General features: G+C 71.2%; 19 protein-coding genes and 1 tRNA gene. 8 read left to right on the top strand and 12 right to left on the bottom strand.

The genetic code is table 11. The features are described 5' to 3' along the window. Window positions 1-89: 89 nt before the first annotated feature. From AB0B29_RS20220 to AB0B29_RS20210, 3 genes are read left to right on the top strand one after another with little or no spacing between them, the layout of a single operon-like run. Window positions 90-728 carry an aminodeoxychorismate/anthranilate synthase component II gene (locus tag AB0B29_RS20220; protein WP_104779146.1) on the top strand — a complete coding sequence of 213 codons (639 nt, stop codon included), beginning with the start codon at window positions 90-92 and terminating at the stop codon, window positions 726-728. Then, complete coding sequence (locus AB0B29_RS20215) at window positions 725-1,897, top strand: class E sortase (RefSeq protein ID WP_362241444.1); 1,173 nt, start codon at window positions 725-727, stop codon at window positions 1,895-1,897. Before AB0B29_RS20220 ends, AB0B29_RS20215 begins: the two co-directional genes overlap by 4 nt. Before the next feature lie 13 nt (window positions 1,898-1,910). Beyond that, window positions 1,911-2,660: a class E sortase gene (locus AB0B29_RS20210; protein ID WP_362241441.1), complete on the top strand. Its 750-nt coding sequence runs from the start codon at window positions 1,911-1,913 to the stop codon at window positions 2,658-2,660. A 94-nt stretch (window positions 2,661-2,754) separates the two neighbouring features. On the opposite strand, the gene AB0B29_RS20205 is transcribed toward AB0B29_RS20210, so the two are convergent. From AB0B29_RS20205 to AB0B29_RS20175, 7 genes are all read right to left on the bottom strand, one after another. Next, entirely contained in the window at window positions 2,755-2,877 is a 123-nt protein-coding gene (locus AB0B29_RS20205) for a hypothetical protein (protein WP_362241438.1), read from the bottom strand. Between the two features lie 374 nt (window positions 2,878-3,251). Beyond that, on the bottom strand, window positions 3,252-5,282 hold the full coding sequence (gene pknB, locus AB0B29_RS20200) for a Stk1 family PASTA domain-containing Ser/Thr kinase (RefSeq protein ID WP_362241436.1): 2,031 nt from the start codon (window positions 5,280-5,282) through the stop codon (window positions 3,252-3,254). Window positions 5,283-5,451: 169 nt separating this feature from the next. Then, window positions 5,452-6,930 carry a peptidoglycan D,D-transpeptidase FtsI family protein gene (locus tag AB0B29_RS20195; RefSeq protein WP_362241433.1) on the bottom strand — a complete coding sequence of 493 codons (1,479 nt, stop codon included), beginning with the start codon at window positions 6,928-6,930 and terminating at the stop codon, window positions 5,452-5,454. After that, window positions 6,927-8,384, bottom strand: a complete 1,458-nt coding sequence (locus AB0B29_RS20190) for an FtsW/RodA/SpoVE family cell cycle protein (RefSeq protein WP_362241431.1) — start codon at window positions 8,382-8,384, stop codon at window positions 6,927-6,929. The genes AB0B29_RS20195 and AB0B29_RS20190 overlap by 4 nt, the downstream gene beginning before the upstream one ends. A gap of 22 nt (window positions 8,385-8,406) precedes the next feature. Then, window positions 8,407-9,960 carry a Stp1/IreP family PP2C-type Ser/Thr phosphatase gene (locus AB0B29_RS20185; RefSeq protein WP_362241428.1) on the bottom strand — a complete coding sequence of 518 codons (1,554 nt, stop codon included), beginning with the start codon at window positions 9,958-9,960 and terminating at the stop codon, window positions 8,407-8,409. A 140-nt stretch (window positions 9,961-10,100) separates the two neighbouring features. Then, window positions 10,101-10,613, bottom strand: a complete 513-nt coding sequence (locus tag AB0B29_RS20180) for an FHA domain-containing protein FhaB/FipA (RefSeq protein WP_362241425.1) — start codon at window positions 10,611-10,613, stop codon at window positions 10,101-10,103. Between the two features lie 10 nt (window positions 10,614-10,623). Further along, entirely contained in the window at window positions 10,624-11,490 is an 867-nt protein-coding gene (locus AB0B29_RS20175) for a DUF3662 and FHA domain-containing protein (protein ID WP_362241422.1), read from the bottom strand. A gap of 472 nt (window positions 11,491-11,962) precedes the next feature. Between AB0B29_RS20175 and AB0B29_RS20170 the strand changes: the two genes are divergently transcribed. Next, window positions 11,963-12,046 (top strand) — tRNA-Leu (locus AB0B29_RS20170). A 122-nt stretch (window positions 12,047-12,168) separates the two neighbouring features. Here AB0B29_RS20170 and AB0B29_RS20165 read toward each other — a convergent pair. From AB0B29_RS20165 to AB0B29_RS20155, 3 genes are all read right to left on the bottom strand, one after another. After that, window positions 12,169-12,702 (bottom strand): winged helix-turn-helix transcriptional regulator, encoded by a 534-nt coding sequence (locus AB0B29_RS20165; RefSeq protein ID WP_362241420.1) that lies wholly within the window; start codon window positions 12,700-12,702, stop codon window positions 12,169-12,171. Window positions 12,703-12,865: 163 nt separating this feature from the next. Beyond that, window positions 12,866-15,304, bottom strand: coding sequence for an ABC transporter permease (locus AB0B29_RS20160; protein ID WP_362241418.1), 2,439 nt, complete (start codon window positions 15,302-15,304; stop codon window positions 12,866-12,868). Continuing rightward, window positions 15,298-16,023, bottom strand: a complete 726-nt coding sequence (locus tag AB0B29_RS20155; protein WP_362241415.1) for an ABC transporter ATP-binding protein — start codon at window positions 16,021-16,023, stop codon at window positions 15,298-15,300. The genes AB0B29_RS20160 and AB0B29_RS20155 overlap by 7 nt, the downstream gene beginning before the upstream one ends. Before the next feature lie 157 nt (window positions 16,024-16,180). Here AB0B29_RS20155 and AB0B29_RS20150 point away from each other — a divergent pair, with 157 nt between their 5' ends. The 4 genes from AB0B29_RS20150 (at window position 16,181) to AB0B29_RS20135 (ending at window position 20,450) form a co-directional block, all read left to right on the top strand. Then, window positions 16,181-17,452: a sensor histidine kinase gene (locus AB0B29_RS20150; RefSeq protein WP_362241413.1), complete on the top strand. Its 1,272-nt coding sequence runs from the start codon at window positions 16,181-16,183 to the stop codon at window positions 17,450-17,452. Next, complete coding sequence (locus tag AB0B29_RS20145) at window positions 17,442-18,101, top strand: response regulator transcription factor (RefSeq protein WP_362241999.1); 660 nt, start codon at window positions 17,442-17,444, stop codon at window positions 18,099-18,101. Before AB0B29_RS20150 ends, AB0B29_RS20145 begins: the two co-directional genes overlap by 11 nt. Before the next feature lie 98 nt (window positions 18,102-18,199). Continuing rightward, complete coding sequence (locus AB0B29_RS20140) at window positions 18,200-18,976, top strand: ScbR family autoregulator-binding transcription factor (RefSeq protein ID WP_362241410.1); 777 nt, start codon at window positions 18,200-18,202, stop codon at window positions 18,974-18,976. Between the two features lie 181 nt (window positions 18,977-19,157). Then, complete coding sequence (locus AB0B29_RS20135) at window positions 19,158-20,450, top strand: cytochrome P450 family protein (RefSeq protein WP_362241407.1); 1,293 nt, start codon at window positions 19,158-19,160, stop codon at window positions 20,448-20,450. Here AB0B29_RS20135 and AB0B29_RS20130 read toward each other — a convergent pair whose 3' ends face one another. Together AB0B29_RS20130 and AB0B29_RS20125 are read right to left on the bottom strand one after the other, a co-directional pair. Next, complete coding sequence (locus AB0B29_RS20130) at window positions 20,451-21,374, bottom strand: NAD-dependent epimerase/dehydratase family protein (RefSeq protein ID WP_362241404.1); 924 nt, start codon at window positions 21,372-21,374, stop codon at window positions 20,451-20,453. After that, window positions 21,371-22,408, bottom strand: coding sequence for a ScbA/BarX family gamma-butyrolactone biosynthesis protein (locus AB0B29_RS20125; RefSeq protein WP_362241401.1), 1,038 nt, complete (start codon window positions 22,406-22,408; stop codon window positions 21,371-21,373). Before AB0B29_RS20125 ends, AB0B29_RS20130 begins: the two co-directional genes overlap by 4 nt. Window positions 22,409-22,684: the final 276 nt, after the last annotated feature.

The following is a 22,684-nucleotide window of genomic DNA, read 5'->3' as shown; positions in this document are numbered from 1 at the left end:
GTCGTGGCCGTGGTCTACGTCCTCTTCCAGTACGTCTTCCCGTGGGCGGAACCGCTGCTGCCCTTCAACGATGTGACGGTGGACAACCAGTGAGCGCGCGCATTCTCGTCGTCGACAACTACGACAGCTTCGTCTTCAACCTCGTCCAGTACCTGTACCAGCTGGGCGCGGAGTGCGAGGTGCTGCGCAACGACGAGGTGTCGACGGCGCACGCCCAGGACGGTTTCGACGGCGTTCTGCTCTCTCCGGGGCCCGGCACGCCGGAGCAGGCGGGTGTCTGCGTCGACATGGTGCGGCACTGCGCCGACACGGGCGTCCCGGTCTTCGGCGTGTGCCTCGGCATGCAGTCGATGCAGGTGGCCTACGGCGGTGTGGTGGACCGCGCCCCCGAGTTGCTGCACGGCAAGACGTCGTTGGTCGAGCACGGCGGTGGTGGTGTCTTCGCGGGCCTGCCTTCCCCGTTCACGGCGACGCGCTACCACTCGCTGGCCGCCGAGCCGGCGACGGTTCCGGCCGAGCTGGAGGTCACGGCGCGCACGCACGACGGCATCGTGATGGGCCTCAGGCACCGCGAACTGCCGGTTGAGGGAGTGCAGTTCCACCCCGAGTCGGTGTTGACCGAGCACGGGCACCGGATGCTGGCGAACTGGCTGGTGGAGTGCGGCGACCAAGGTGCGGTGGCGAGGTCGGCCGGGCTCGCCCCGGTGGTGGGCAGGGCCACGGCGTGACCGCGCTGCGCCCCGAGCGCGAGTCCGACACCTCGTACGGGCAGCAGTCGTACGGGGTGTCGGGTGCGTTCGAGGACTGGTCGGGCGGGGGGTACGGGGCGTCCTCGCAGCAGGAGCCGTATCCGCCGGGGCCGGGAGCGGGGCCGCAGTCCGGTGTGCGGCACCCGGGTCAGTACGCGTCGTACGAGCCCGTTCCGGACGAGCCGTATCTGCCGCCCGTGGACGAGGAGACGGTGGCGCTGCGGGTTCCGGATCCTCCGGCGGAGGGCGGCGATCCCACAGCGGGTTCTCCGGCTTCTTCCGGCGCCCGGCAGGAGGGTGCCGCCCCTGGGGGCCGCGCGGCCCGCAGGAAGGCCGCCAAACGCCGTCATGGGCGCCATGGGGGTGCGACGGACGCTCCGGGGGCCGCCCACGAGGGCAGCGATGTCGATTCCGGTAGCCCGGGGCGGGCTCCGCTGTCGCGGGTCGAGGCGCGGCGGCAGGCGCGGGCGCGCAAGCCCGGTCCGGCGGTCGTCGCGAGCCGGGCGATCGGCGAGGTGTTCATCACCACCGGCGTGCTGATGCTGCTGTTCGTCACCTATCAGCTGTGGTGGACGAACGTCCGGGCGCATGCCGAGGCCGGTCAGGAGGCCAGCAGCCTGCAGAACGACTGGGCGAGTGGCAAGCGCAGCCCGGGGGCGTTCGAGCCGGGGCAGGGTTTCGCCATCCTGCACATTCCGAAGCTGGACGTGGTGGTGCCGATCGCCGAGGGCACCAGCAGCAAGGGCGTGCTGGACCGGGGGATGGTCGGCCACTACGCCGAGGGTGCGCTGAAGACGGCGATGCCCGGTGACAAGAGCGGCAACTTCGGGCTCGCGGGTCACCGCAACACCCATGGGGAGCCGTTCCGGTACATCAACAAGCTCGCTCCGGGCGATCCGATCGTCGTGGAGACGCAGGACGAGTACTTCGTCTACAAGATGACGTCGATCCTTCCGGTGACGCCGCCGAGCAACACGAGCGTGCTGAAGCCCGTGCCCACGGGGTCCGGATTCACCAAGCCCGGCCGTTACATCACGCTGACCACGTGCACGCCGGAGTTCACCAGCAAGTACCGGATGATCGTCTGGGGCAAGATGGTCGAGGAACGGCCGCGCAGCAAGGGCAAGCCGGATGCGCTCGTCAGTTAAGGGCAGATGACCAGTGGCAGCGACCACCGACACGGACCACGAGAAGCACACCGGCGGGGCGTCCCGGCCGCCTGCGGCACGTCGCAGGCCCGGCCCGGTCGCCATGGCGGTCAGTTTCCTCGGGGAACTCCTCATCACGGCGGGCCTGGTCCTCGGCCTGTTCGTCGTCTACTCACTGTGGTGGACGAACGTGGTCGCCGACCGGGAGGCCGGCAAGCAGGCCGACAAGGTCCGTGAGGACTGGGCCCATGGCCGGGGCGGTCCCGGTGCGCTGGACACCAAGAACGGCATCGGGTTCCTGCACGTGCCGGCGATGCGCAACGGCGAGGTCCTGGTCGAGAAGGGTACGTCGGCCAAGATCCTCAACGACGGTGTCGCCGGCTACTACACCGATCCGGTGAAGGCGACCCTGCCGATGTCGGGCAAGGACGGCAACTTCTCCCTCGCCGCGCACCGTGACGGTCACGGCGCCAAGTTCCACAACATCGACAAGATCGAGAAGGGCGACCCGATCGTCTTCGAGACGAAGGACAAGTGGTACGTCTACAAGGTCTTCGACATCCTTCCGGAGACCTCGAAGTTCAACGTCAAGGTTCTGTCCCAGGTCCCGGAGGAGTCCGGCAGGAAGAAGCCGGGCCGCTACATCACGCTGACGACCTGCACGCCGGTGTACACGAGCACGTACCGGTACGTGGTGTGGGGGGAGCTGGAGCGCGTGCAGAAGGTGGACGCGGACCGGACACCGCCGAAGGAACTGGGCTGACTGCCTGCTTCGTGGGAGGTGGGCCGCTAGCATGACGGAGGCCCGAAGCCGCAACCAACTCTTGCGGCTTCGGGCCTTTGTGGTGGTCGGGCCGTCACCCCAGAACGGCCAGGGCCGCCCCGGCGCTCCACTCCTCGACCAGTCCGCGGTGTACGGCGGTGATGCCGCTCTCGGCTGCGATGTTGAGGGCGTCGCGGGTGAAGGGGCATGTGGCCACGAACAGGGCGACCTCGGAGTCGTGCAGGACCTTGGGATGTGGGTGATGCGCTGGTCGATGCGGGCGTCGAGGGAGGGGAGGTTCTTGAAGGACCTCAGTTCTTCGCTGGTGAGCAGCCGGTAGCCGCCGAGCACGCTGCCGCGCAGGGTCTGTGATTCCAGCAAGGCCGTTTCGTCGATCACGTTCTGTCCTCCGGCTCGTGTGGCCGGGGTGGGGTTCCGATGGCCCACCCCACCCGGTGAACGAGTCGGGACATATGAAGACACGATCGACGGGCGCACATTTTTGCGGGGATGTCCGCGGTCGTGAACGGCAGAGCCCCCGGCCTGTGTGAGGGCCGGGGGCTCTGTGGGGTGCTGTGCGGTGGGAGTGGGTCAGTCGTCTTGGTTGTTGCCGTTGAGGCCGCCGAAGATGCCGCCGTTTCCGCCGCCGCCGTTGTTGTTTCCGCCGTTGTTCCCGACGCCCACCGTCTGGAGGGTGATCGTCGTCCCTGCCGGGTCGTCGACCTCCTGGTTGGGGCCGGGGTTCTGGCCGGCGACGAAGGCGTTGTCGCTCTGGTCGCTGCCGCCCGCGAACTGGATGTTGGTGAAGCCGGCCTGCGCGAGGGTCTGCTTGGCCTGGCCGACCGTCTGGCCGACGACCTGCGGGACCTTGACCTTCTGCTGCTGCTTCTTCTTGCCGATCTGGATGTTGACCGACGAGTTCGGGTCGACCGACGTGCCGGCCTGGGGCGTCGTCTGGATGACCTTGCCGACCTGGTTGTCGTCGTCGGTCTCCACCTCGGTGCAGTTGCCGACCAGGTCGCTGGCCTGCATCTGCTGCTTGGCGGCGTCACAGCTCTGGCCGAGCACGTCCGGGACGGTGGACTTCTGTGCTTCCTTGGCGATGATCAGGGTGATCGTGGAGCCCTTCTCCACTTCTTCGCCCGTGGTGGGGTTCTGCTCCAGGACGGTGCCGGCCTTCTCGGGGGACGTCCGGGTCTCCGTCTTGACGTCGAACTTGTACTTGGCGTCCTCCAGCTTGTCCTTCGCGTCCTGGAGGCTCAGACCGGTGACGCTGGGTACCGTCACCTTCGGCGCCCCCGTCGACACGACCAGGGAGATGGTGTCGCCCTTGTCGACCTTGGTCGTGGCGACAGGGTCCTGGGAGCAGATCTTGCCCTTGCTCTGTTCGGCACAGGGCTTGCTGGAGAAGCTCAGTTTGAGATCGGAGTTGGTCGCCAGCTTCCGGGCGCCGTCTTTCGTCTCGCCGACGAAGTTGGGTGTCTCGACCCTGTCGTTGCCCACGCCGCCGCCGCTGACCGCCCACCGGCCGATCAGGATCGCTCCGACCAGGACGAGGATGCCCGCCACCACCAGCAGGATCGTGGAGGTGTTGGACTTGCGCTGCTGCCCGCGGCGCCGGTCGGGGCGGTCGTCGTAGCCGTAGCCGCCGTCGTCGGGGTTCATCGGGGGCAGCATGGACGTGGCTCCGGCGCCGGAGTCCGCGCGCAGGGCCGTCGTCGGCTGGTCGTCGGGGTAGCCGCCGTAGCCGACCGCGCCCATCGCGGCCGTGGCGGCGACCGGCTGGCCGTCGAGGCAGGCCTCGATGTCGGCGCGCATCTCGTCGGCCGACTGGTAGCGGTAGTCCGGGTCCTTGACGAGCGCCTTCAGCACGATCGCGTCCATCTCGGGCGTGATCTCGGGGTCGAAGACGCTCGGCGACTGCGGTTCCTCCCGGACGTGCTGGTACGCCACGGCCACCGGGGAGTCGCCGACGAACGGCGGACGGACGGTCAGCAGCTCGTAGAGGAGACAGCCGGTGGAGTACAGGTCGGAGCGGGCGTCGACCTGCTCGCCCTTGGCCTGCTCCGGGGAGAGGTACTGGGCGGTGCCGATGACCGCGGAGGTCTGCGTCATCGTCATGCCGGAGTCGCCCATCGCCCGGGCGATGCCGAAGTCCATGACCTTGACCTGGCCGTTGCGCGTCAGCATGACGTTCGCCGGCTTGATGTCGCGGTGGACGATGCCGGCGCGGTGGGAGTACTCCAGGGCCTGGAGGATGCCGATGGTCATCTCCATGGCCCGCTCCGGCAGCAGCTTGCGGCCGGAGTGCAGCAGCTCACGCAGGGTCGAGCCGTCCACGTACTCCATGACGATGTACGGGATCGACACGTTGTCGATGTAGTCCTCGCCCGTGTCGTAGACCGCGACGATCGCGGGATGGTTGAGCGAGGCGGCCGACTGGGCCTCCCGGCGGAACCGGGCCTGGAAGGAAGGGTCACGCGCGAGATCCGCGCGCAGCGTCTTCACCGCCACGGTGCGGCCGAGACGGGTGTCATGCGCGAGGTAGACCTCCGCCATGCCACCACGCCCGAGCACCTGGCCCAGTTCGTACCGGCCGCCGAGGCGACGCGGCTCTTCCATAGCTACCTACCAGCCCTCTCCGTCGGTCCCGACCGGCATGCTTGTACGGTCGGAGGCTGCCGTCCGGGCCTACCGTACCCGGCTCGCTTTGTGTGACCTGGCCAAGCCCGTCAGCCGATACAGGACCGGTATCGCAACGTGCACCGATGTGAAGCAGGCGTGAGCGGGGTCACTTCTTGCTGTCGATGACCGCCTCCATCACGTTCCTCGCGATCGGGGCCGCGAGGCCGCCGCCGGAGATGTCGTCGCGGACGGCGTTGTCGTCCTCGACGACGACCGCCACGGCGACCGGCGAGCTGCCGTCGTCGCCCTTGGCGTAGGAGATGAACCACGCGTAGGGGTTCTCGCTGTTGTCGACGCCGTGCTGGGCGGTACCGGTCTTGCCGCCCACCTTGACGCCGTCGATCTTGGCGTTGGCGCCGGTGCCCTTGTCGACGACCGTCTCCATCATCGACTGGAGGATCTGGGCGTTCTCCGGCGACAGCGGCTGGCTCAGCTCCTCGGGGTCGGTCTTCTCGATCGGGTCGAGGCCGGGCGACTGGAGTTCGTCGACCATGTACGGCTTCATGAGCTTGCCGTCGTTGGCGACCGCCGAGGCGACCATGGCCATCTGCAGCGGGGTGGCGGCGGTGTTGAACTGGCCGATCGAGGACAGCGCGGTCTGAGAGGGGTTCATGTCGTCGCTGAAGACCGAGGCGTTGGCGCGGACCGGCGTGAACTGCTCCTCGTCGAAGCCGAACTTCTTGGCCATGTCCAGCATCTTGTCGTTGCCGAGGTCGGCGCCGATCTTGCCGAAGACGGTGTTGCAGGAGTACTGGAGGGCCACCCGCAGCGTCGCGTTCTTGCAGGGGATGTTGCCTTCGTTGGGCAGCGGGGTGGTGGTGCCCTTCATGATCCACGGGTCCGGCGAGTCCGTCTTGGCGTCAGCGGACGTGTAGAGACCGTCCTCCAACGCCGCGGCCGCGGTGACCACCTTGAAGGTGGAGCCGGGCGGGTAGGTCTCGCGCAGCGCCCGGTTGAGCATCGGGTCGTTCGGGTTGTTCTTCTTCTGCAGCTTCTGCCAGGCCTTGGTGTCCGTCGTCGTGGAGTTCCCGGCGAAGGAGGACGGGTCGTACGACGGGAAGGAGGCCAGAGCAAGGATCTTGCCCGTGGAGGGCTCCAGGGCGACGACGGAACCCTTGCCGCCCTGCTTCTTCAGGCCGTTGTACGCGGCCTTCTGGGCGGCGGCGTTCAGGGTGGTGACGACGTTGCCGCCCTGCTGCTTCTCGCCGGTGAGCATGTCGAGGGTGTTGCGGAAGAAGAGCCGGTCGTCGTTTCCGGTGAGGATGCCGTCTTCGATGCTCTCGAGCTGCGTGGCGCCGAAGGCCTGCGAGGCGTAGCCGGTGACCGGCGCCCACATGGCGCCGTCCTTGTAGGTGCGCTTCCACTTGAAGTCGCTGCCGGACGATTCGGCGGAGCCGGTGATCGGCTCTCCGCCGACGATGATGTTGCCGCGGGGGGAGGCGTAGCGCTCGATGGTGACGCGGCGGTTGTTCTTGTCGGTCCGGAGCTCGTCGGCCTGGACGTACTGGATCCAGTTGTCGCGGATCAGCAGTGCCAGAACGAGCAGGCCGCAGAAGATCGCGATCCGGCGCAGGGGCTTGTTCATGACGGGCGGACCACCTGGGTCATCTCGGCGTCGGGGTTGGCGGCGGGCGCGGGGGCGGGGCGGCGGGCGGTGTCGCTGATGCGCAGCAGGATCCCGATGAGCGCCCAGTTGGCGATCACGGAGGAACCGCCGTACGCGACGAACGGCAGCGTCATACCGGTCAGCGGGATGAGGCCCATCACGCCGCCGGCCACGACGAAGACCTGGAGCGCGAAGGCGCCGGACAGGCCGACGGCCAGCAGCTTGCCGAACGGGTCGCGGGCGGCGAGGGCGGTGCGCACACCTCGTTCGACGATCAGACCGTAGAGCAGCATGATCGCCATGACGCCCGCGAGGCCCAGCTCCTCGCCGAAGGTGGCGAGGATGAAGTCGGAGTTGGCGGCGAAGCCGATGAGGTCGGAGTTGCCCTGTCCGAGGCCGGTGCCGAGGGTGCCGCCGGAGCCGAAGGCCCACAGGGCCTGCATGGCCTGCTCGGAGTGGACGACGCCGTCCTGGACGGCGGCGCGGGAGAGCTCGTACTCGCGCATGGGGTTGAGCCAGGCCTGCACACGCGTCTGGATGTGCGGCTCGAAGCTCGCCACGCCGACGGCACCGACCGCGGACATCAGCAGACCGAAGACGATCCAGCTGGTCCGCTCGGTGGCGACGTACAGCATGATGATGAACATCCCGAAGAACAGCAGGGACGTTCCGAGGTCGGTCTCGAAGACCAGGATGAGGATCGACATCACCCAGACCACGAGGATCGGTCCTAGGTCGCGGCCGCGTGGCAGGTACAGGCCCATGAAGCGGCGGCTGGCCAGGGCCAGGGCGTCTCTCTTGACCATGAGGTAGCCGGCGAAGAACACCGCTAGGGCGATCTTCGCGAACTCACCGGGCTGGAGTGTCCCCATGCCGGGGATCTTGATCCAGATCTTGGCGCCGTAGGTCGGAGCGCTGAGGCCGGGGATCAGCGGCATCACGAGCAGGAGCAGGGCCGCGGCCATGGAGATGTAGGTGTACCGCTGGAGGACCCGGTGGTCCTTCAGGAAGATCAGCACGACCACCAGCAGCGCGACGCCCATCGCCGAGTACAGCAGCTGGCGTGGTGCCGCTTCGACGAAGGTCTTGCTCGCCTGGAGCTTCTTCGACTGGTCCAGCCGCCAGATCACCACCAGCCCGAGCCCGTTGAGCAGCGTCGCCAGCGGCAGCATCAGCGGGTCCGCGTACGGCGCGAACTTCCGGACGACCAGATGCCCGACGCCCGCGAGCAGTCCGAGCCCGAGCCCGTAGCTCAGCAGGCCCGGGGGCACCGAGTCGTGGAGGGCCAGGCCGACGTTGGCGTAGGCGAACACCGGGATGACGACGGCGAACACCAGCAGTGCGAGCTCGGTGTTGCGTCGGCTCGGCGCGCCGATGGCGCCGATCGTGGACGTGTGGTGCGTCGCCGAGTGCGACGTATTCGTACCGCTCATCGTGTGACAGGGCCTCTCACGGCTACTGCTTACCGCACAGCGAGACGACCTTCTGCTCTTCCTCCGAGAGGCTGGGGCCGGGGCTGGGGGTGGGTGCGGTCGTGGTCGGGGGCGTGGACTTCTCCGGGGCCGACGGTGAACCCGACGGGCTGGACGGGTTCGGCGTCGGTGTGGCCTTGGACGTGAAGGAGGCGGGAGTGGTTCCCGTGGTGCCCCCGGCCTCACCTTCGCCGGTCTTGGAGTTGTTCTGGCTCTCGGCTTCGCGCCGCTGCGCCTGCTTCTTGCACGCGGAGGCCTGCACCGACAGTTCCTGGATCTTCGCCTGGGCGTTCTTGAGTCCGCCCTCGGGGATGGTCGCCTCGACCTGCTTCTGCTGGTAGGGCGGCAGGTACTTGAGTTCGATCTCGGGGTGGTCCTTCTCGACGTCCGAGAGCGAGACCCAGGCCAGGTCCTGGCTGATGCCCCGGTACAGCGCGACGTGCTCGTCCTGGGTGCCGACGTAGTACTGCGTCTGCGTCCAGCGGTATCCGCCGTAGAGTCCGCCGCCGACGACGGCCAGGGCGAGGACGCCGTAGAGGGATCTCTTCAGCCAGCGGCCCTTCTTGCGGCGGGGCTTGGTGAAGTCGTCGTCGCCGTAGTCGAAGCCGTCGGCGGGGATGTAGCCGGTGGTGTCGCCGGAGCCGGGCGGGCCGAACTCGCCGCCTCCGCCGCCGCGGCCGTGGCGGCCGAGCCCTGAGGCGCGGCCCGCGGGGGTCTGCATGATGCCGTTGTCGTGCAGCTGGTGCTGGTTCTCGGCGACGGCGCCGACGACGACGGGGGTGTCGGACAGCTGTCCCGCGAGGGTGTCACCGGTGTCGAGGTCGAGGACGTCGGCGATGATGACCGTGATGTTGTCCGGGCCGCCGCCGCGCAGCGCCAGCTCGATGAGGTTCTGGACGGTTTCCTGCGGGCCCTGGTAGCTGGCGAGGGTGTCCTCGAGTGTCTGGTGGGACACCACGCCGGACAGGCCGTCGGAGCAGATCAGGTAGCGGTCGCCGGCGCGGACCTCGCGGATGGACAGGTCGGGTTCGACGTGGTCGCCGGACCCGAGGGCGCGCATCAGCAGCGAGCGCTGCGGGTGGGTGGTCGCCTCTTCCTCCGTGATGCGGCCTTCGTCGACCAGGCGCTGCACCCAGGTGTGGTCCTGGGTGATCTGGGTGAGGACGCCGTCGCGGAGCAGGTAGGCGCGTGAGTCGCCGACGTGGACCAGGCCGAGGCGCTGGCCCGTCCACAGCAGGGCGGTGAGGGTGGTCCCCATGCCTTCCAGCTGGGGGTCGTCCTCGACCATGGAGCGCAGCTGGTCGTTGGCGCGCTGTACGGCGGTGCCGAGCGAGGTGAGGATGTCGGAGCCGGGGACGTCGTCGTCGAGGGCGACGATGGTGGAGATGGCTTCGGAGGAGGCGACCTCACCGGCTGCCGCGCCGCCCATGCCGTCGGCGATGGCGAGCAGGCGCGGGCCGGCGTATCCGGAGTCCTCGTTGCCCTCCCGGATCATGCCCTTGTGCGATCCGGCCGCGAAGCGCAGTGACAGACTCATGCGCACCTCGCCTGTCGGCTCCGGGTACAGCCGGTCGTGTCGAGCCACACTGCCCACCCTCCGGTCGGGAGCGCGCGGGGGGCCGGGGTGGGGCCCGCCACTGCGTGCTCGCTCCGCTCGCGCCTATCCATGATGTAGCACTACTTCCGCAGCTCGATGACGGTCTTGCCGATGCGGATCGGCGCGCCCAGCGCAATCGGTGTGGGAGTCGTCAGCCGGGACCGGTCCAGGTACGTGCCGTTGGTGGAGCCGAGGTCCTCGACGATCCACTGGCCGTCGCGGTCCGGGTAGATCCTGGCATGGCGGCTGGAGGCGTAGTCGTCGTCCAGCACGATCGTCGAGTCGTGCGCCCGGCCCAGGGTGATGGTCTGGCCCTGGAGCGCGACCGTGGTGCCGGTGAGGGTGCCTTCGGTCACGACCAGCTTGGTGGGGGCGTTGCGGCCCCGGCGGCCGCCGGTGGGCTGCTGGCGCTGCTGCGGCGGTGCCTGGCGGGCGGCGGCCTGCTGCTGGCGGCCCGCTTCGCGGCGCCCGCCGCGCTGGGTGACACGCGTACCGAAAAGGTCGCTGCGGATGACCTGCACGGCCACGATCACGAACAGCCACAGTACGGCCAGGAAACCCAGCCGCATGACCGTGAGGGTCAGCTCTGACATTGCCCCCGCTTCACCCTTCGGCTTGCCGGTAAATGATGGTGGTGCTGCCCACGACGATCCGCGAGCCGTCGCGGAGCGTAGCGCGGGTGGTGTGCTGCCCGTCCACCACGATGCCGTTGGTGGATCCGAGATCCTGGATCGTCGAGGGCGTTCCGGTCCGGATCTCGCAGTGCCGGCGGGAGACGCCGGGGTCGTCGATCCGCACGTCGGCGTCGGTGCTGCGGCCCAGTACGAGCGTGGCGCGGGAGATCTGGTGGCGGGTGCCGTTGATCTCGATCCAGTGGCGGGTGCGTCCGCCGGCGGCCGGGGCGGCCGGGGAGCGCTGACCGCTCGCGGCGGGCGGGTAGCCGTAGCCGCCGGGGCGGGCGCCGGGCGGTGGCGAGGCCGGCATGGGCGGGGCGCCGGTGGGCGAGGCGGACGGCGGGTAGCCGTAGCCACCGGGGCGTCCGCCCTGCGGGGCGGCGGGCGCGCCGCCGCCTCCCGGGCCGCCCTGCTGGCTGGTGGAGGAGGCGAGCGTACGGCTGCGCACCCGGTACAGGCCGGTGTCGAGGTCGTCCGCCTTCTCCAGGTGCACCTTGATCGGGCCCATGAAGGTGTAGCGCTGCTGTTTGGCGTAGTCGCGCACCATGCCGGCGAGCTCGTCGCCGAGCTGGCCGGAGTAGGGGCTGAGCCGCTCGAAGTCGGGCGTGCTCAGTTCGACGATGAAGTCGTTGGGTACGACCGTCCGGTCGCGGTTCCAGATCGTGGCGTTGTTGTCGCACTCGCGCTGGAGCGCTCCGGCGATCTCCACGGGCTGGACCTCGGACTTGAACACCTTGGCGAAGGTGCCGTTGACCAGACCTTCGAGACGCTGCTCGAACTTCTTCAGGACTCCCATGAGGCACCTCCTCCGTAGCTGCCGTCCTGTGTACTGCCCAGCGGGCCGCTTGGCTGGTACTGCTTACTGATCGTATCCACGCGCCGCTCGATCGGCTGGTTCCCCCTGTCAGCCCCGCCGACGGGTGTCGACGCAGGACGAAGTTCCCTGTGGAGCTCGTCTTCGAACTCCTCCGGTGTTACTGCTGCGCGTATCCGCCTCCGGTATGCCTGACAAGGATCGTAGAGGCGGCTGAAGACCAGTGTCCCGCACCTGACTGTGGACCCCGGCCCCTCCTGCGGAGACGGCGGGTACCGGTACGAGGTTGATACGTGAACCGGTACGCGTTGATACGTGGCAGGGACATCGAAGGTTCGGCAGGGGGTCTGCCTGCGGGGATAAGGGATGTGAACCCACCCCTTCCAGCGTGCTAATGTTCTGGGTGTCGGAAGGCGCCGGCCCCAAAGGGGCAGACGCCCAGGACACACCCAATGCGCGGGTGGCGGAATAGGCAGACGCGCTGGATTCAGGTTCCAGTGCCCGCAAGGGCGTGGGGGTTCAACTCCCCCCTCGCGCACCGTCGAGAACGGGCGGCATCGATCAGATGCCGCCCGTTCTTCGTGTCTGCGCATGTGACGGTTGTCTCGGGCCGGTCCGGGTTCCGGTCGTGCTCCGGGTTCCGGCCGTGTGAGGAAGCTCTCAGGCTCGCTCGGCCGGGCCGTCCCCCAGTGTCCGCCCCGGGGCGAAGCGTTCCCGTACGACCGGGTCGTCGAGGAGGCGGGGCGGGTAGCCGGGGCCGGTGCGGGCGCTCATGTCCCGCTGTGCCAGGGGCTCGCCGCAGGCGGAGCAGACGACCCGGGCCTCGGTGTCGTGGTCGCAGGGCCGGTGGTGCAGGACCACCGGGGCGCCCTCGTCGCCGGCGAGCCAGCGGTCGCCCCAGGCGTTGATCGCGGCGAGGACGCCGAAGAAGTCGCGGCCCTTTTCCGTCGGCAGGTACTCGTGGCGGACCGGGTCCCTCTGGTAGACGTGCCGCCGCAGCAGGCCCTCGGCCTCCAGTCGCCGCAGCCGGTCGGTGAGGGTGTTGCGGGCGATGCCCAGGGTGCCGATGAAGCCGTCGAAGCGGGATTCGCCGTAGAAGACCTCGCGCAGCACCAGGAGGGTCCAGGCGTCGCCCAGGATGTCCGCGGTGCGGGCGATCGAGCAGGGCCAGGTGCTGAACGAGGTCCGTCTCATGGGTTCACTGTAGAAGGCCGTCCCGCTGTTCGGTCTCGTGTTGAGATCGACCCTCCCGGGCGGGGCGGCCGATCGCGCTCGCCCGCCGGCCGGATCGCCGGGCTATACGCGCATGCCGGCCGGGGCCGCCGGCTGTTCGCGCATGCCCGCCCGGCCCGTCGGGCTATTCGCGCATGCCGGCAAGGTCCGCCGGGCGGCGGCGCAGGGTGAGGGCGGCGGGGACCGTCGCGCAGACCACGGCCAGCAGGGCGCAGGCGGTCGCCGTCGTGCCGAGGGCCTGCCACGGCAGGGTGACGGTGGGCCTCACCGACAGCAGGCCGAGGGCGCCCCACATGCCGGCCAGGTTGACCCCCGTGACCAGCACGCCCAGGAGCGCACCGGCCGTGGTGGCCGTCAGGGCCTCGGCCGCGGTCAACCGCAGTACCTGACGGCGGGTGGCTCCGGTCAGCCGCAGCACGGCCAGGTCGCGGACCCGGTCGGAGGCCGCCATCACCGTGGTGTTCGCCACGGAGATGCCCGTGTAGAGCAGGGCGATGCCGAGGACCAGGAAGACACCGAGACGGGTGGTGCGGTTGGTTTCCGGCCGGGCGGCGTCGATCCACGCGTCCCGGGTGAGGACCCGGCCGCCTCCTTCACCGGCCGCCTCGCGCAGGGCGGCGGCCACGGGGCCGGGGGCGGCGCCGTCCTCGAGCGCCACGTCCACGCGGTCGACCGTGGCGCCCGGGGCGTTGCGCGGGGTGACGTAGACGCCGTTGCCGCCCGTTCCGGTGGGCATCACCGCGGCGATGCGGAGGGTGCGGGGTGTTCCGTCGCCGAGCCATACCCGGACCCGGTCGCCCGCCCGGTGCCGTTGCCACTCCTCGTTGACGATGATCGAGTCGTCGTCGAGGTCGCCCGTCCTGCCCGCGCCGAGCGGCAGGCGGCTGGTGGCCGCCAGGCCGGCGGGGGTCGCGGCGCGGCCCTCGGAACGGATCAGGGCCACACCGTCCTCCAGGACGGTGACGGCCGTCGAGGACGTCGGTGAGATCCGCGCGCCCGGTACGGCACGCAGCCTGTTCAGGGTGGCGGCGTCGAAGCCCCGCCCGGCGGCCGGGGTGACGACGAAGGCGGCGGTGGTGCGCTCGCTCGTCTCGGTGGACTTCGCGTGGTTCAGGGTCGCTGTGGCGCCGAGGAGGGAACCGGCGAGCGCGACCGTGACGAGGACGGGGGCCGCGAGGGCGGCGGTGCGGCGTACTCCGGTGGCCGTGTGCGCGCGGACCAGCATGCCCACGGCCGAGGGGAGGCAGGTCAGCAGGCGGGTGAGGGGCCGCAGAACCAGCGGCGCGAGCAGGGCGGCCGCGGTGATCAGCAGCATGGGGCGGCTGATGTACGTCTTGCGGTGGAGCAGGTCGGACGGGTCGCCGGTGAGGGACAGGGCCAGGGTCACGGCGGCCGCGAGCAGGAGGACCGTGCCGCAGAGCAGGCGTCCCCGGGTCAGGGGGCCGCTGTCAGCCGCCGCCTCACGCAGGGCCTCGGTCGGGGCGGTGCGGCCGGCCCGCCGGGAGGCCGCGGTGGCTCCGCCCAGCGCGACGAGCAGGCCCGTCCAGAAGGCCGCGTGATAGGGCCAGGTGTGCCCGCCGATGGTGAACCAGGACGGGGCGAGGCCCTCTTCGACCACCCGGGCCGCCAGCAGTGGTGCCCCGTAGGAGCCCAGCGCGCAGCCGGCCACCGAGGCGAGGACGCCGACGGCGAGGGCCTCGGCGAGGACGGCCCGGCGGAGCTGGGCCGGACTCGCCCCGGCGGTGCGCAGCAGGGCGAACTCCCTGCGGCGTTGGGCGACCGCGAAGGCGAAGGTCGACGCCACGACGAAGACGGACACGAAGGCCGTGATGCCGCCGGCGGTGCCGAACAGGGCGTTCATGGCGGTGAGCGCCTCACGGTCCCGGCCCGGGTCGGCGTCGGCGAGGCGGCGTGCGGTGCCGGTGAGCACCTGGGCGCTGTCGCCCACCGCGCGGCGTACGGACGCGGGGTCGGCCTTCACGGTCAACTGTGTGGTGTGCGGGTGAAGTCGGGCGGCCCGGGTGTCCGTGAAGAACACGGCGTTCTCGAAGCCGCGGGAGGTCAGCGTGCCGACGACGCGTACGGTGCCGGCATCGGTGCGGATGCGTTGGCCCGGGCGCGCCCAGTCGCCGGTGACGGTGACCTCGCCGTCCGTGCGGGGTGCCCGGCCGGTGGCGAGGTCGTACGGGGCGAACGCGGCGGTGGACCAGGGGTGGCCCACCAGGTCGGCGGGGCCGTCCCCGGCCCGTACGGGAAACGAGCGGTCCTCGACGACCGGGCCCAGTGTCCGCAGCCGCGCGAGGGTCGCGGCCGGTACGGGACGGGGGTGCGCGAGCCGGGACTCCCGGATGCCGATCGGGGTCGGCACGCGCAGGGTGTCCTGTCCCTTGACCACGACCGGTGCGGCGGCGAAGCGTTCGGGGCCGCGCTGCGGGGCGGTGGCCGTCGAGGCCAGGGCCAGCCCCATCACGGTGAGCAGCGCCACGCCCAGCGAGAGCGCGACGAAGCTGCCGGTGAAGGTGGCCCAGCGGGCGCGCAGGGTGCGCAGGGTGACGCTCAGCACGGCACGGCCTCCAGGCGGGTCATGCGGGTGGCGATGGCATCGGCGTCGGCGCCCGTCAACTCCCCGCTCACACGGCCGTCGACGAGGAAGACCACACGGTCGGCGTACGCGGCGGCCACCGGGTCGTGGGTGACCATGACGACCGTCTGGCCCTCGTGGTCGACCATCCCACGCAGCAGGCCGAGCACCTCGCGGCCGGTCCGGGTGTCCAGGGCGCCGGTCGGCTCGTCGCCGAACAGCACGTCGGGCCGGGTGATCAAAGCGCGCGCCAGGGCGACGCGTTGCTGCTGGCCGCCGGAGAGCTGGGCCGGCCGGTTCCTGGCCCGGTCGGCGAGGCCGACCTGTCCGAGCGCCTGGCGCACCCGGGCGGTGGGGACGCGGCGGCCGGCCAGGCGCAGGGGCAGGGCCACGTTCTGTTCCGCGGTCAGCGAGGGCAGCAGGTTGAACGCCTGGAAGACGAACCCGACGCGCTCGCGCCGCAGCAGGGTCAGCCGCCGTTCGCCGAGCGCGGTGAGTTCGGTGCCGCCCACGGCGACCGACCCGGAGGTGGGACGGTCCAGCCCGGCCGCGCACTGGAGCAGTGTGGACTTGCCGGAGCCGGAGGGGCCCATGACGGCGGTGAAGGTCCCTGCGGGGAACGACAGGGAGACCCCGTCGAGTGCGGTCAGGGATCCGTATCTCCTGGTGACCGAGTCCAGCCGGACGGCGTCGTGTGTCATGGGTTCCCCCTGGTGTCGGTGTCGATCTCCACGAAACCGCGCAGGGGCGGGCAGGCGCAGTGCGGCAGGGCCTAGACCTGGGGTAGGGCCAGGCATACCCCTGGGCCTCGGTCTGGTCCCATGGTCGTGGTGCCGAGTGGCTTCTACGGTGATCCCCATGCACCCTCGGAACGTGTGGCAGGCCATGTCCCGCCCCGGTTATCCGCTGTCGGCGTGGCCGTGGCGGTCGGCCGCCTATCTGGTCAGCGGCGCGCTCGTCGGTGTGGTCGTGCTGGTGGGGATCGTGCTCTCGGCGGCGGTCGGCGGGGTGCTCGCACTCGCGCTGGTGGGGTTGCCGTTGCTGCTGGGGACAGTCCTGGCGGGCGTTCCGGTGGCGGCCGTCGAGCGGTACCGGCTGCGGCTGGTCGACGCGGAGCCGGCGCCCGACCCGCACGAGGCCCCCCGGGAGCCGGGGCTGCGGGCCTGGCTGTCGACGCGGTTGCGGGAGCGGGCCACCTGGCGGGAGCTGGGCCACGCCCTGCTGTTCGCGGGGCTGTTGTGGCCCGTCGACGCCCTCGCGTTCGCCGTCTTCCTGCTGGGGCCGCTCTCCGTGGCGGCGACCCCGTTGCTCCTGGCCGTCCTCGGTGAGGCGAAGGTCCTCAAGGTGTGGCTGGTCACCACCTGGCCCACTGCGGTGGGGTGCGCCGTCCTCGGACTGGTCCTGCTCGCGGCGGGTGCCTGGCTGCTGGGCGTCGTGGCCGGGGCCCGGGCCGGGCTGACCCGGCTGCTGATCGCGCCGCGGGAGGCCGACCTGGGGGCCCGCGTGGTCGAACTGGCCCGCTCCCGGGTGCGGTTGGTGGACGCCTTCGAGGCGGAGCGGCGGCGGATCGAGCGCGATCTGCACGACGGGGCGCAGCAGCGGCTCGTCGCCCTGACGATGACGCTCGGGCTGGCGCGCCTCGACGCCCCGCCCGGCCCGCTCGCCGACCAGCTCGCCAAGGCGCACCAGGAGGCGGGCACGGCCCTCGCGGAGTTGCGCGAGCTCATCCACGGCATTCACCCCAAGGTCCTCGCCGACTTCGGGCTGGAAGCGGCCGTGGCGGACGCGGCCGACCGTTCGGCCGTGCCCGTGGACGTCGACCTGGAGCTGCCCGGGCGGCTTTCACCGGCGGTCGAGGCCGCCGCCTACTTCGTGGTGTGCGAGGCGCTCGCCAACGTGGGCAGGCACAGCGGGGCGAGCCGGGCCGAGGTGAGCGGCGGGCATCGGGACGGGCGGCTGCTGCTGCGGATACGCGACGACGGGTGCGGTGGAGCGCGGGCCGGGGACGGCAGCGGGCTGACCGGTCTCGCCGACCGGGTGTCGGTGCTCGATGGCAGACTCTCCCTGTCCAGTCCGCCCGGCGGACCGACCCTGCTGCGTGTGGAGATCCCTTGTGACCCTGCGAGTTGAGCGGCCGCTGCGTGTCGTCCTGGCGGAGGACAGCGTGCTGCTGCGGGACGGGCTCGTCGGACTGCTGGAGCGCTGCGGGCACCAGGTCGTCGCGGCCGTGGGGGACGCCGAGGCGCTGGTCGCGGCCGTCGGGGAGCACGACCCGGACGTGGTCGTGACGGACGTGCGGATGCCGCCCGCGTTCCAGGACGAGGGTCTGCACGCGGCCGTACGGTTGCGCGAGGAGCGGCCCACGCTGCCCGTGCTGGTCCTCAGCCAGTACGTGCAGCGCCGGTACGCCGCCGAGCTGCTGGACTCCGGCGACGGCACGGGCGTCGGCTACCTGCTCAAGGACCGGGTCGGCCAGGTCGAGGAGTTCGTCGAGGCGCTCGGCGAGGTCGCGGACGGCGGCACGGTCGTCGACCCCGAGGTCGTACGGCAGTTGCTGCGCCGCCGCCGCGACCCGCTGGAGCGGCTCACCCCGCGCGAGCGGGAGGTGCTGGCGCTGATCGCGGAGGGCCGGTCGAACAGCGCGATCGCCCGTGAACTGGTGGTCTCCGAGGCGGCCGTGGGCAAGCACGTCTCCGGCATCCTCACCAAGCTGGACCTGCCGCCGGCCGACGCCACCCACCGCCGGGTACTGGCCGTGCTGGCGTATCTGCGGGCCTAGGAGCCGGTCTCAAAGCCCTTGCGGTGTGGGCACGTTGTGCAAAAACCAGCGAGTTGGTTTCATTGCGTCGCCATCAGAGCCCTGCAGGGGAGCCACGGGTGACCAAACAGGACCGGGCCGTCCGGACCCGTCTCGCGCTGATCCGGTCTGCCGCCGAACAGTTCGAGGACCGGGGGTACGTCCGGGCCGGCCTGGCGCGGATCAGCGCGGGGGCCGGGGTCAGCTCCGGTGCGCTGCACTTCCATTTCGCCAACAAGGCCGCAGTCGCCGAGGCCGTCGAGCGCGCGGCCGCCGACGCCCTGCGCGGCGCCGCGGGGCGCGCCCGGGACGGCGACGGGCACGCCCTGCAACGCCTCGTGGACGTCACCCACCACGTCGCCCGGCTGCTGTGTGCCGACGTGGTGGTGCGGGCCGGGCTACGGCTGAACGCCGAGACAGGCGCCGGGCGGGCGTGGGACCTGCGCCGGGAATGGCGGGGGTGTGTGCGCGGGCTGCTGGCCGAGGCGGAACGCCTGGGCGAACTCGCCGCCGGTGTCACGCCGCAGCGCACCTGCGCCGTCGTCCTGGCCGCCACGACCGGCATCGAGGTGCTGGCCCGGGAGGACCAGGGCTGGCTCGCCCGCCCCTCGCTGACCGACCTGTGGCGGCTGCTGCTGCCGTGCGTGGCGGCGCCGGGGCTGGTGGGCGTGCTGGATCCGGCGGGGAGCGAATCGCTGGGGAGCGAATCGGCGGGGAGGGGGTCGGCGGAAGGCGGACCTCCGGGGAAGGGACCTGCGGGGAGTGGAGCTGCGGGGAGCGGATCCGCGGGGAGTGGGGCGCCGGTTGCTCCGGGGCTTCGGACGCAAGCGTCCCGGGTGGGGTTCGCGCTGCGGTGATCGAGGCTCAAGCTGGGGTGACCGGGGTTCGCGCTGCGGTGACCGGGGCTCGGGCTGCGGAAGTGACGTGCGTGGCCGACCGCAGGTGAAAACCATGGCTAAAACAAACCGGATGCCAAGTTTTTCCGGCTCGTTGATCGCACGATGGTCCCCCAGTCCCTGGACCGAGGAGCGATGAGTCATGGCAGAACAGCAGGCCTGCCCCTTCCTGTCGATCGACCCGTCCGGTCAGGACCTCTACGGCGAGATAGCCCGGATCCGTGCCCGGGGCCCGGCCGTGGAGGTCGAACTTCCCGGCGGCGTACGGGCGTGGTGGATCACCGGTCTGGAGCTGAACAAGCGGCTCCTGGCCGGGCCCGAGACGAGCAAGGACGCCTTCCAGCACTGGCCGGCCTGGATCAACGGGGACATCTCCCGTACCTGGCCGCTCGCCATCTGGGTCTCGGTGCGCAACATGGTCACCGCCTACGGACCCGACCACAGCCGGCTGCGCAAGCCGATGGCCGCCGCGTTCACCAAGCGCCGCGTCGACGCGCTCATGCCGCGCGTCCAGGAGATCGTCGACCGGGCGCTGGAGGCACTGGAGCGCGTCCCGGAGGGCGAAGTCGTCGACCTGCGTGCCGCGTTCGCGGCGCCGATCCCCCATGAGGTGGTGTGCGAGCTCTTCGGCGTGCCGCCCGGCGAGGACGGCCCCCGCGCGGACCTCTACCGCATCATCAACCGCTTCTTCGACACCGCCATCTCCCTGGAGGACGCCCAGGCCAACGCCGTCGACCTCTACGGGACATTGACCGCGTTCCTCCAGCACAAACGCGAGCACCCGGCCGATGACCTGACGACGGCGCTCATCGCCGCGCGTGACGAAGGCAGTTTCAGCGAGCAGGAGTTGATGGACAACCTGATCCTGTTGCTCACCGCCGGTTTCGAGACGACCGTCAACCTCATCGACAACACGGTGCACAGCCTGCTCGCCCACCCCGAGCAGCTCGAGCTCGTCCGCTCGGGGCGGGCGACGTGGGAGGACGCCCTTGAGGAGTCGCTGCGTTTCGAGGCGCCGGGTGCCATGTCGGGGTTGCGCTACGCCGTGCAGGACATCGAGATCGAGCCCGGTCTGACCATCCCCGAGGGCGATCCGCTCGTGGTCTCCTTCGCCGGTGCCGGGCGCGACCCCGAGCGGCACGGGCCCGACGCCGACCGGTTCGACATCACCCGTGGCACCAGCCGCGACCACGTGTCCTTCGGCCACGGCGTGCACCACTGTCTGGGCCGGCCCCTGGCCATGGCCGAGGCGACCGTGGCCCTGAGGTCGTTGTTCGCGCGCTTCCCGCGGCTGGCCCTGGCCGATCCGTCGCATCCCCCGAAGCGGCTGCCGTCCATCATCTCCACCGGCCACGAGGAGCTGCCGGTGCTGCTGCACGGCCCCGGCTCCGGGCCGGGCGCGGAGGTGTCGGCGGCGGAGGTGCGGCCGGAGTGATCAGGAGACCTTCCGGCCCCGGAGGAACGCGCGGTACCAGGGTGCCGCGCGGGTGAATCCGGCCTCGAACCCCTCGCCGGGCGAGCAGTCGAAGGCCTTCCAGAACGTGTCGTCCACGAACCAGTGGTCGACCGTGAGCATGCCGAGGTGGTGAAGGGCGAGGGGGGATCCGGCGGCCCGGTCGAGGGCGGTGGCGACGTCCAGGGCCGCGCCGCCGCCGGGCTCCCCCAGTTCCCGGGAGACGGCCGCCAGCAGGTCCGTGACCGCCACCGGCTCGGGGTGGTTCACGTGGTGCACGCCGCCGCCGGGCGCCGGGGACAGCGCGGCGGCCACCACCGCACGGCCCAGGGTGTCGACGTCGATCATCGAGTGGAGCGCAGCGCAGCCGGTCAGGGTGGCCGACAGCTCGTTCATCAGCCACACCAGGCCGGGGATCACCCAGCGGTCGCCCTCGCCGTACACGAGGTGCGGGCGCAGCACCAGACCGCCGGCGTCGAGGACGTACCGTTCGGCGGCGGCCCGGGTGCGGCTGGTGGATGACGCGGGCGCGATCGGGACGTCCCCGGGGCGTACGCCGCGGAAGGGGCCCCGGCCGTGCACGGCGGCGGTACTGACGTACACGATCCGGCGCACCCCGGCGCGCCCGGCCTCCTCGACCAGGGCCCGGGTGCCGTGGTCGTTGACCGCCTCGACGGTCTCTGCGTCGCCGTCGACCGTCGTGGCGCAGTGCACCAGGACGTCGGTGTCGGCGCAGGCGCCGCGCAGGGAGGGCGGGGCGCACAGGTCGCCGTGCACGTACTCGGGCCCCTGCGGCGCGTGCCGGGACAACAGGCGTACCCGGACGCCGGGTTGCCGCTGCGCCGTGGCCGCGACCCGGCTGCCGGTGAAGCCGCTCGCGCCCGTGATGAGGATCTTGAGCGTCACGACAGGGACCGTACCCGCGCGGGCGGGGCGGAGGTCAGGGTGGCGGTGAAGACGGACTCGCCGTCCTGTCGGCCCGAGACCCGTACGGTCGCCTCCCCGGAGCTTCCGGCGCGTACCTCGGTCTCGATGCGGCAGGGGGTGTGCAGTTCGGCGTACCGGGCGAAGTCGGCCGTCATCCTGGTCGGCAGGAAGGGGTGCAGGCCGGACGCGGCGGTCGCGGCCTGGCGGGCCGCCTCGAACAGGACCATGCCGGGGACGTGGTCGTTGGGGCGCGGGAAGAGGACCGGGTGGCCGGTGTCGACGCGCAGGTTCCAGACGCCGGGGCGGTCGCCGGGAGCGAGGACGACGTCCTCGGCGCGGGCCCGGCCCGCCGTGGGCGGCGCTATGCCCGCCAGGAGGGGAACCGGCCGGTCCATGGCGTCCAGCCTGTCCGCCCGCAGGCGGCGGTAGGCGCGTGGTGAGGTGCAGCCGGTGCTTCCGGTGCCGCGGGCGACGAGCCGTCCCGCACGGCGGAACTCCATCGTGGTCCGCATGCTGTGCAGTCCGCGGCCGCGGCGGCGGACCTCGGAGCACACGACGTCGAACTCGACCGGTTCGGCGGCGTCCGCCAGCAGCAGTGCGGCCGGGTCGACGCTGACCGTCATGTCCCACATGACGAAGTGCGTGTCGGCGGGGGCGCCGAACTCGGCGTGCGCCAGCACCATCGAGGCCTGCCGCAACGTTTCTCCCACGACCATCGGGTCCTGGTGGCGGTCGTCCACGGGGCCGAAGAAGGGGTGGGAGTCCGGCCAGTGCGCGGTGAAGCGGAAGCGGCTGTCGGAGATTCGGGTCCACCGGGCGGGGAAGACGTCCGTCTCAGTGGTGCGATGGGCGAGTTCCTTGGTGACGACGGCGGCGGTGTGGGAGTGGAGGGCGGAGGGTCCGGTGACGGGGGAGAGCGGCGCGGGTTCTTGGGCGGCGTCGGCCGATGGCGGGGGGCGTTCGGCGGTGGTGGCCGGGGCTGCGGATGATTCCGGGGCCGGTGCCGTCGGCATCTCGGTGACCGGTGCCGACGGTTCCTGGGTGGCGGTGTCCGTGGCCGGGGGTGCGGGTGCTTCGACAGGGGGAGCCGGCGGTGAGGGGGCCTCAGCGGTGGTGGCCGGGCGTGCTGCGGCGGGGCGCGCTGGGGTGGCCCCCCGGGGGGCGGCGGACTGTGGCGGATTCTCGACGGTCGTAGCGCTTCCGTTTGCCGGACGGCCCTCGCGTCCGGTCTGATCCTCCGTGAGTGCGCTTAAAGGCCCTGTCTGCGGCATGAGAACCCCCAGTTCGGC

This window comes from Streptomyces tibetensis (assembly GCF_040647715.1).
In the GTDB taxonomy this organism is placed as follows: Bacteria; Actinomycetota; Actinomycetes; order Streptomycetales; family Streptomycetaceae; genus Streptomyces; species Streptomyces tibetensis_A.
The sequence above is the reverse complement of the archived record's forward strand: the minus strand, read 5'-3'. Positions and strand labels throughout refer to the sequence as shown.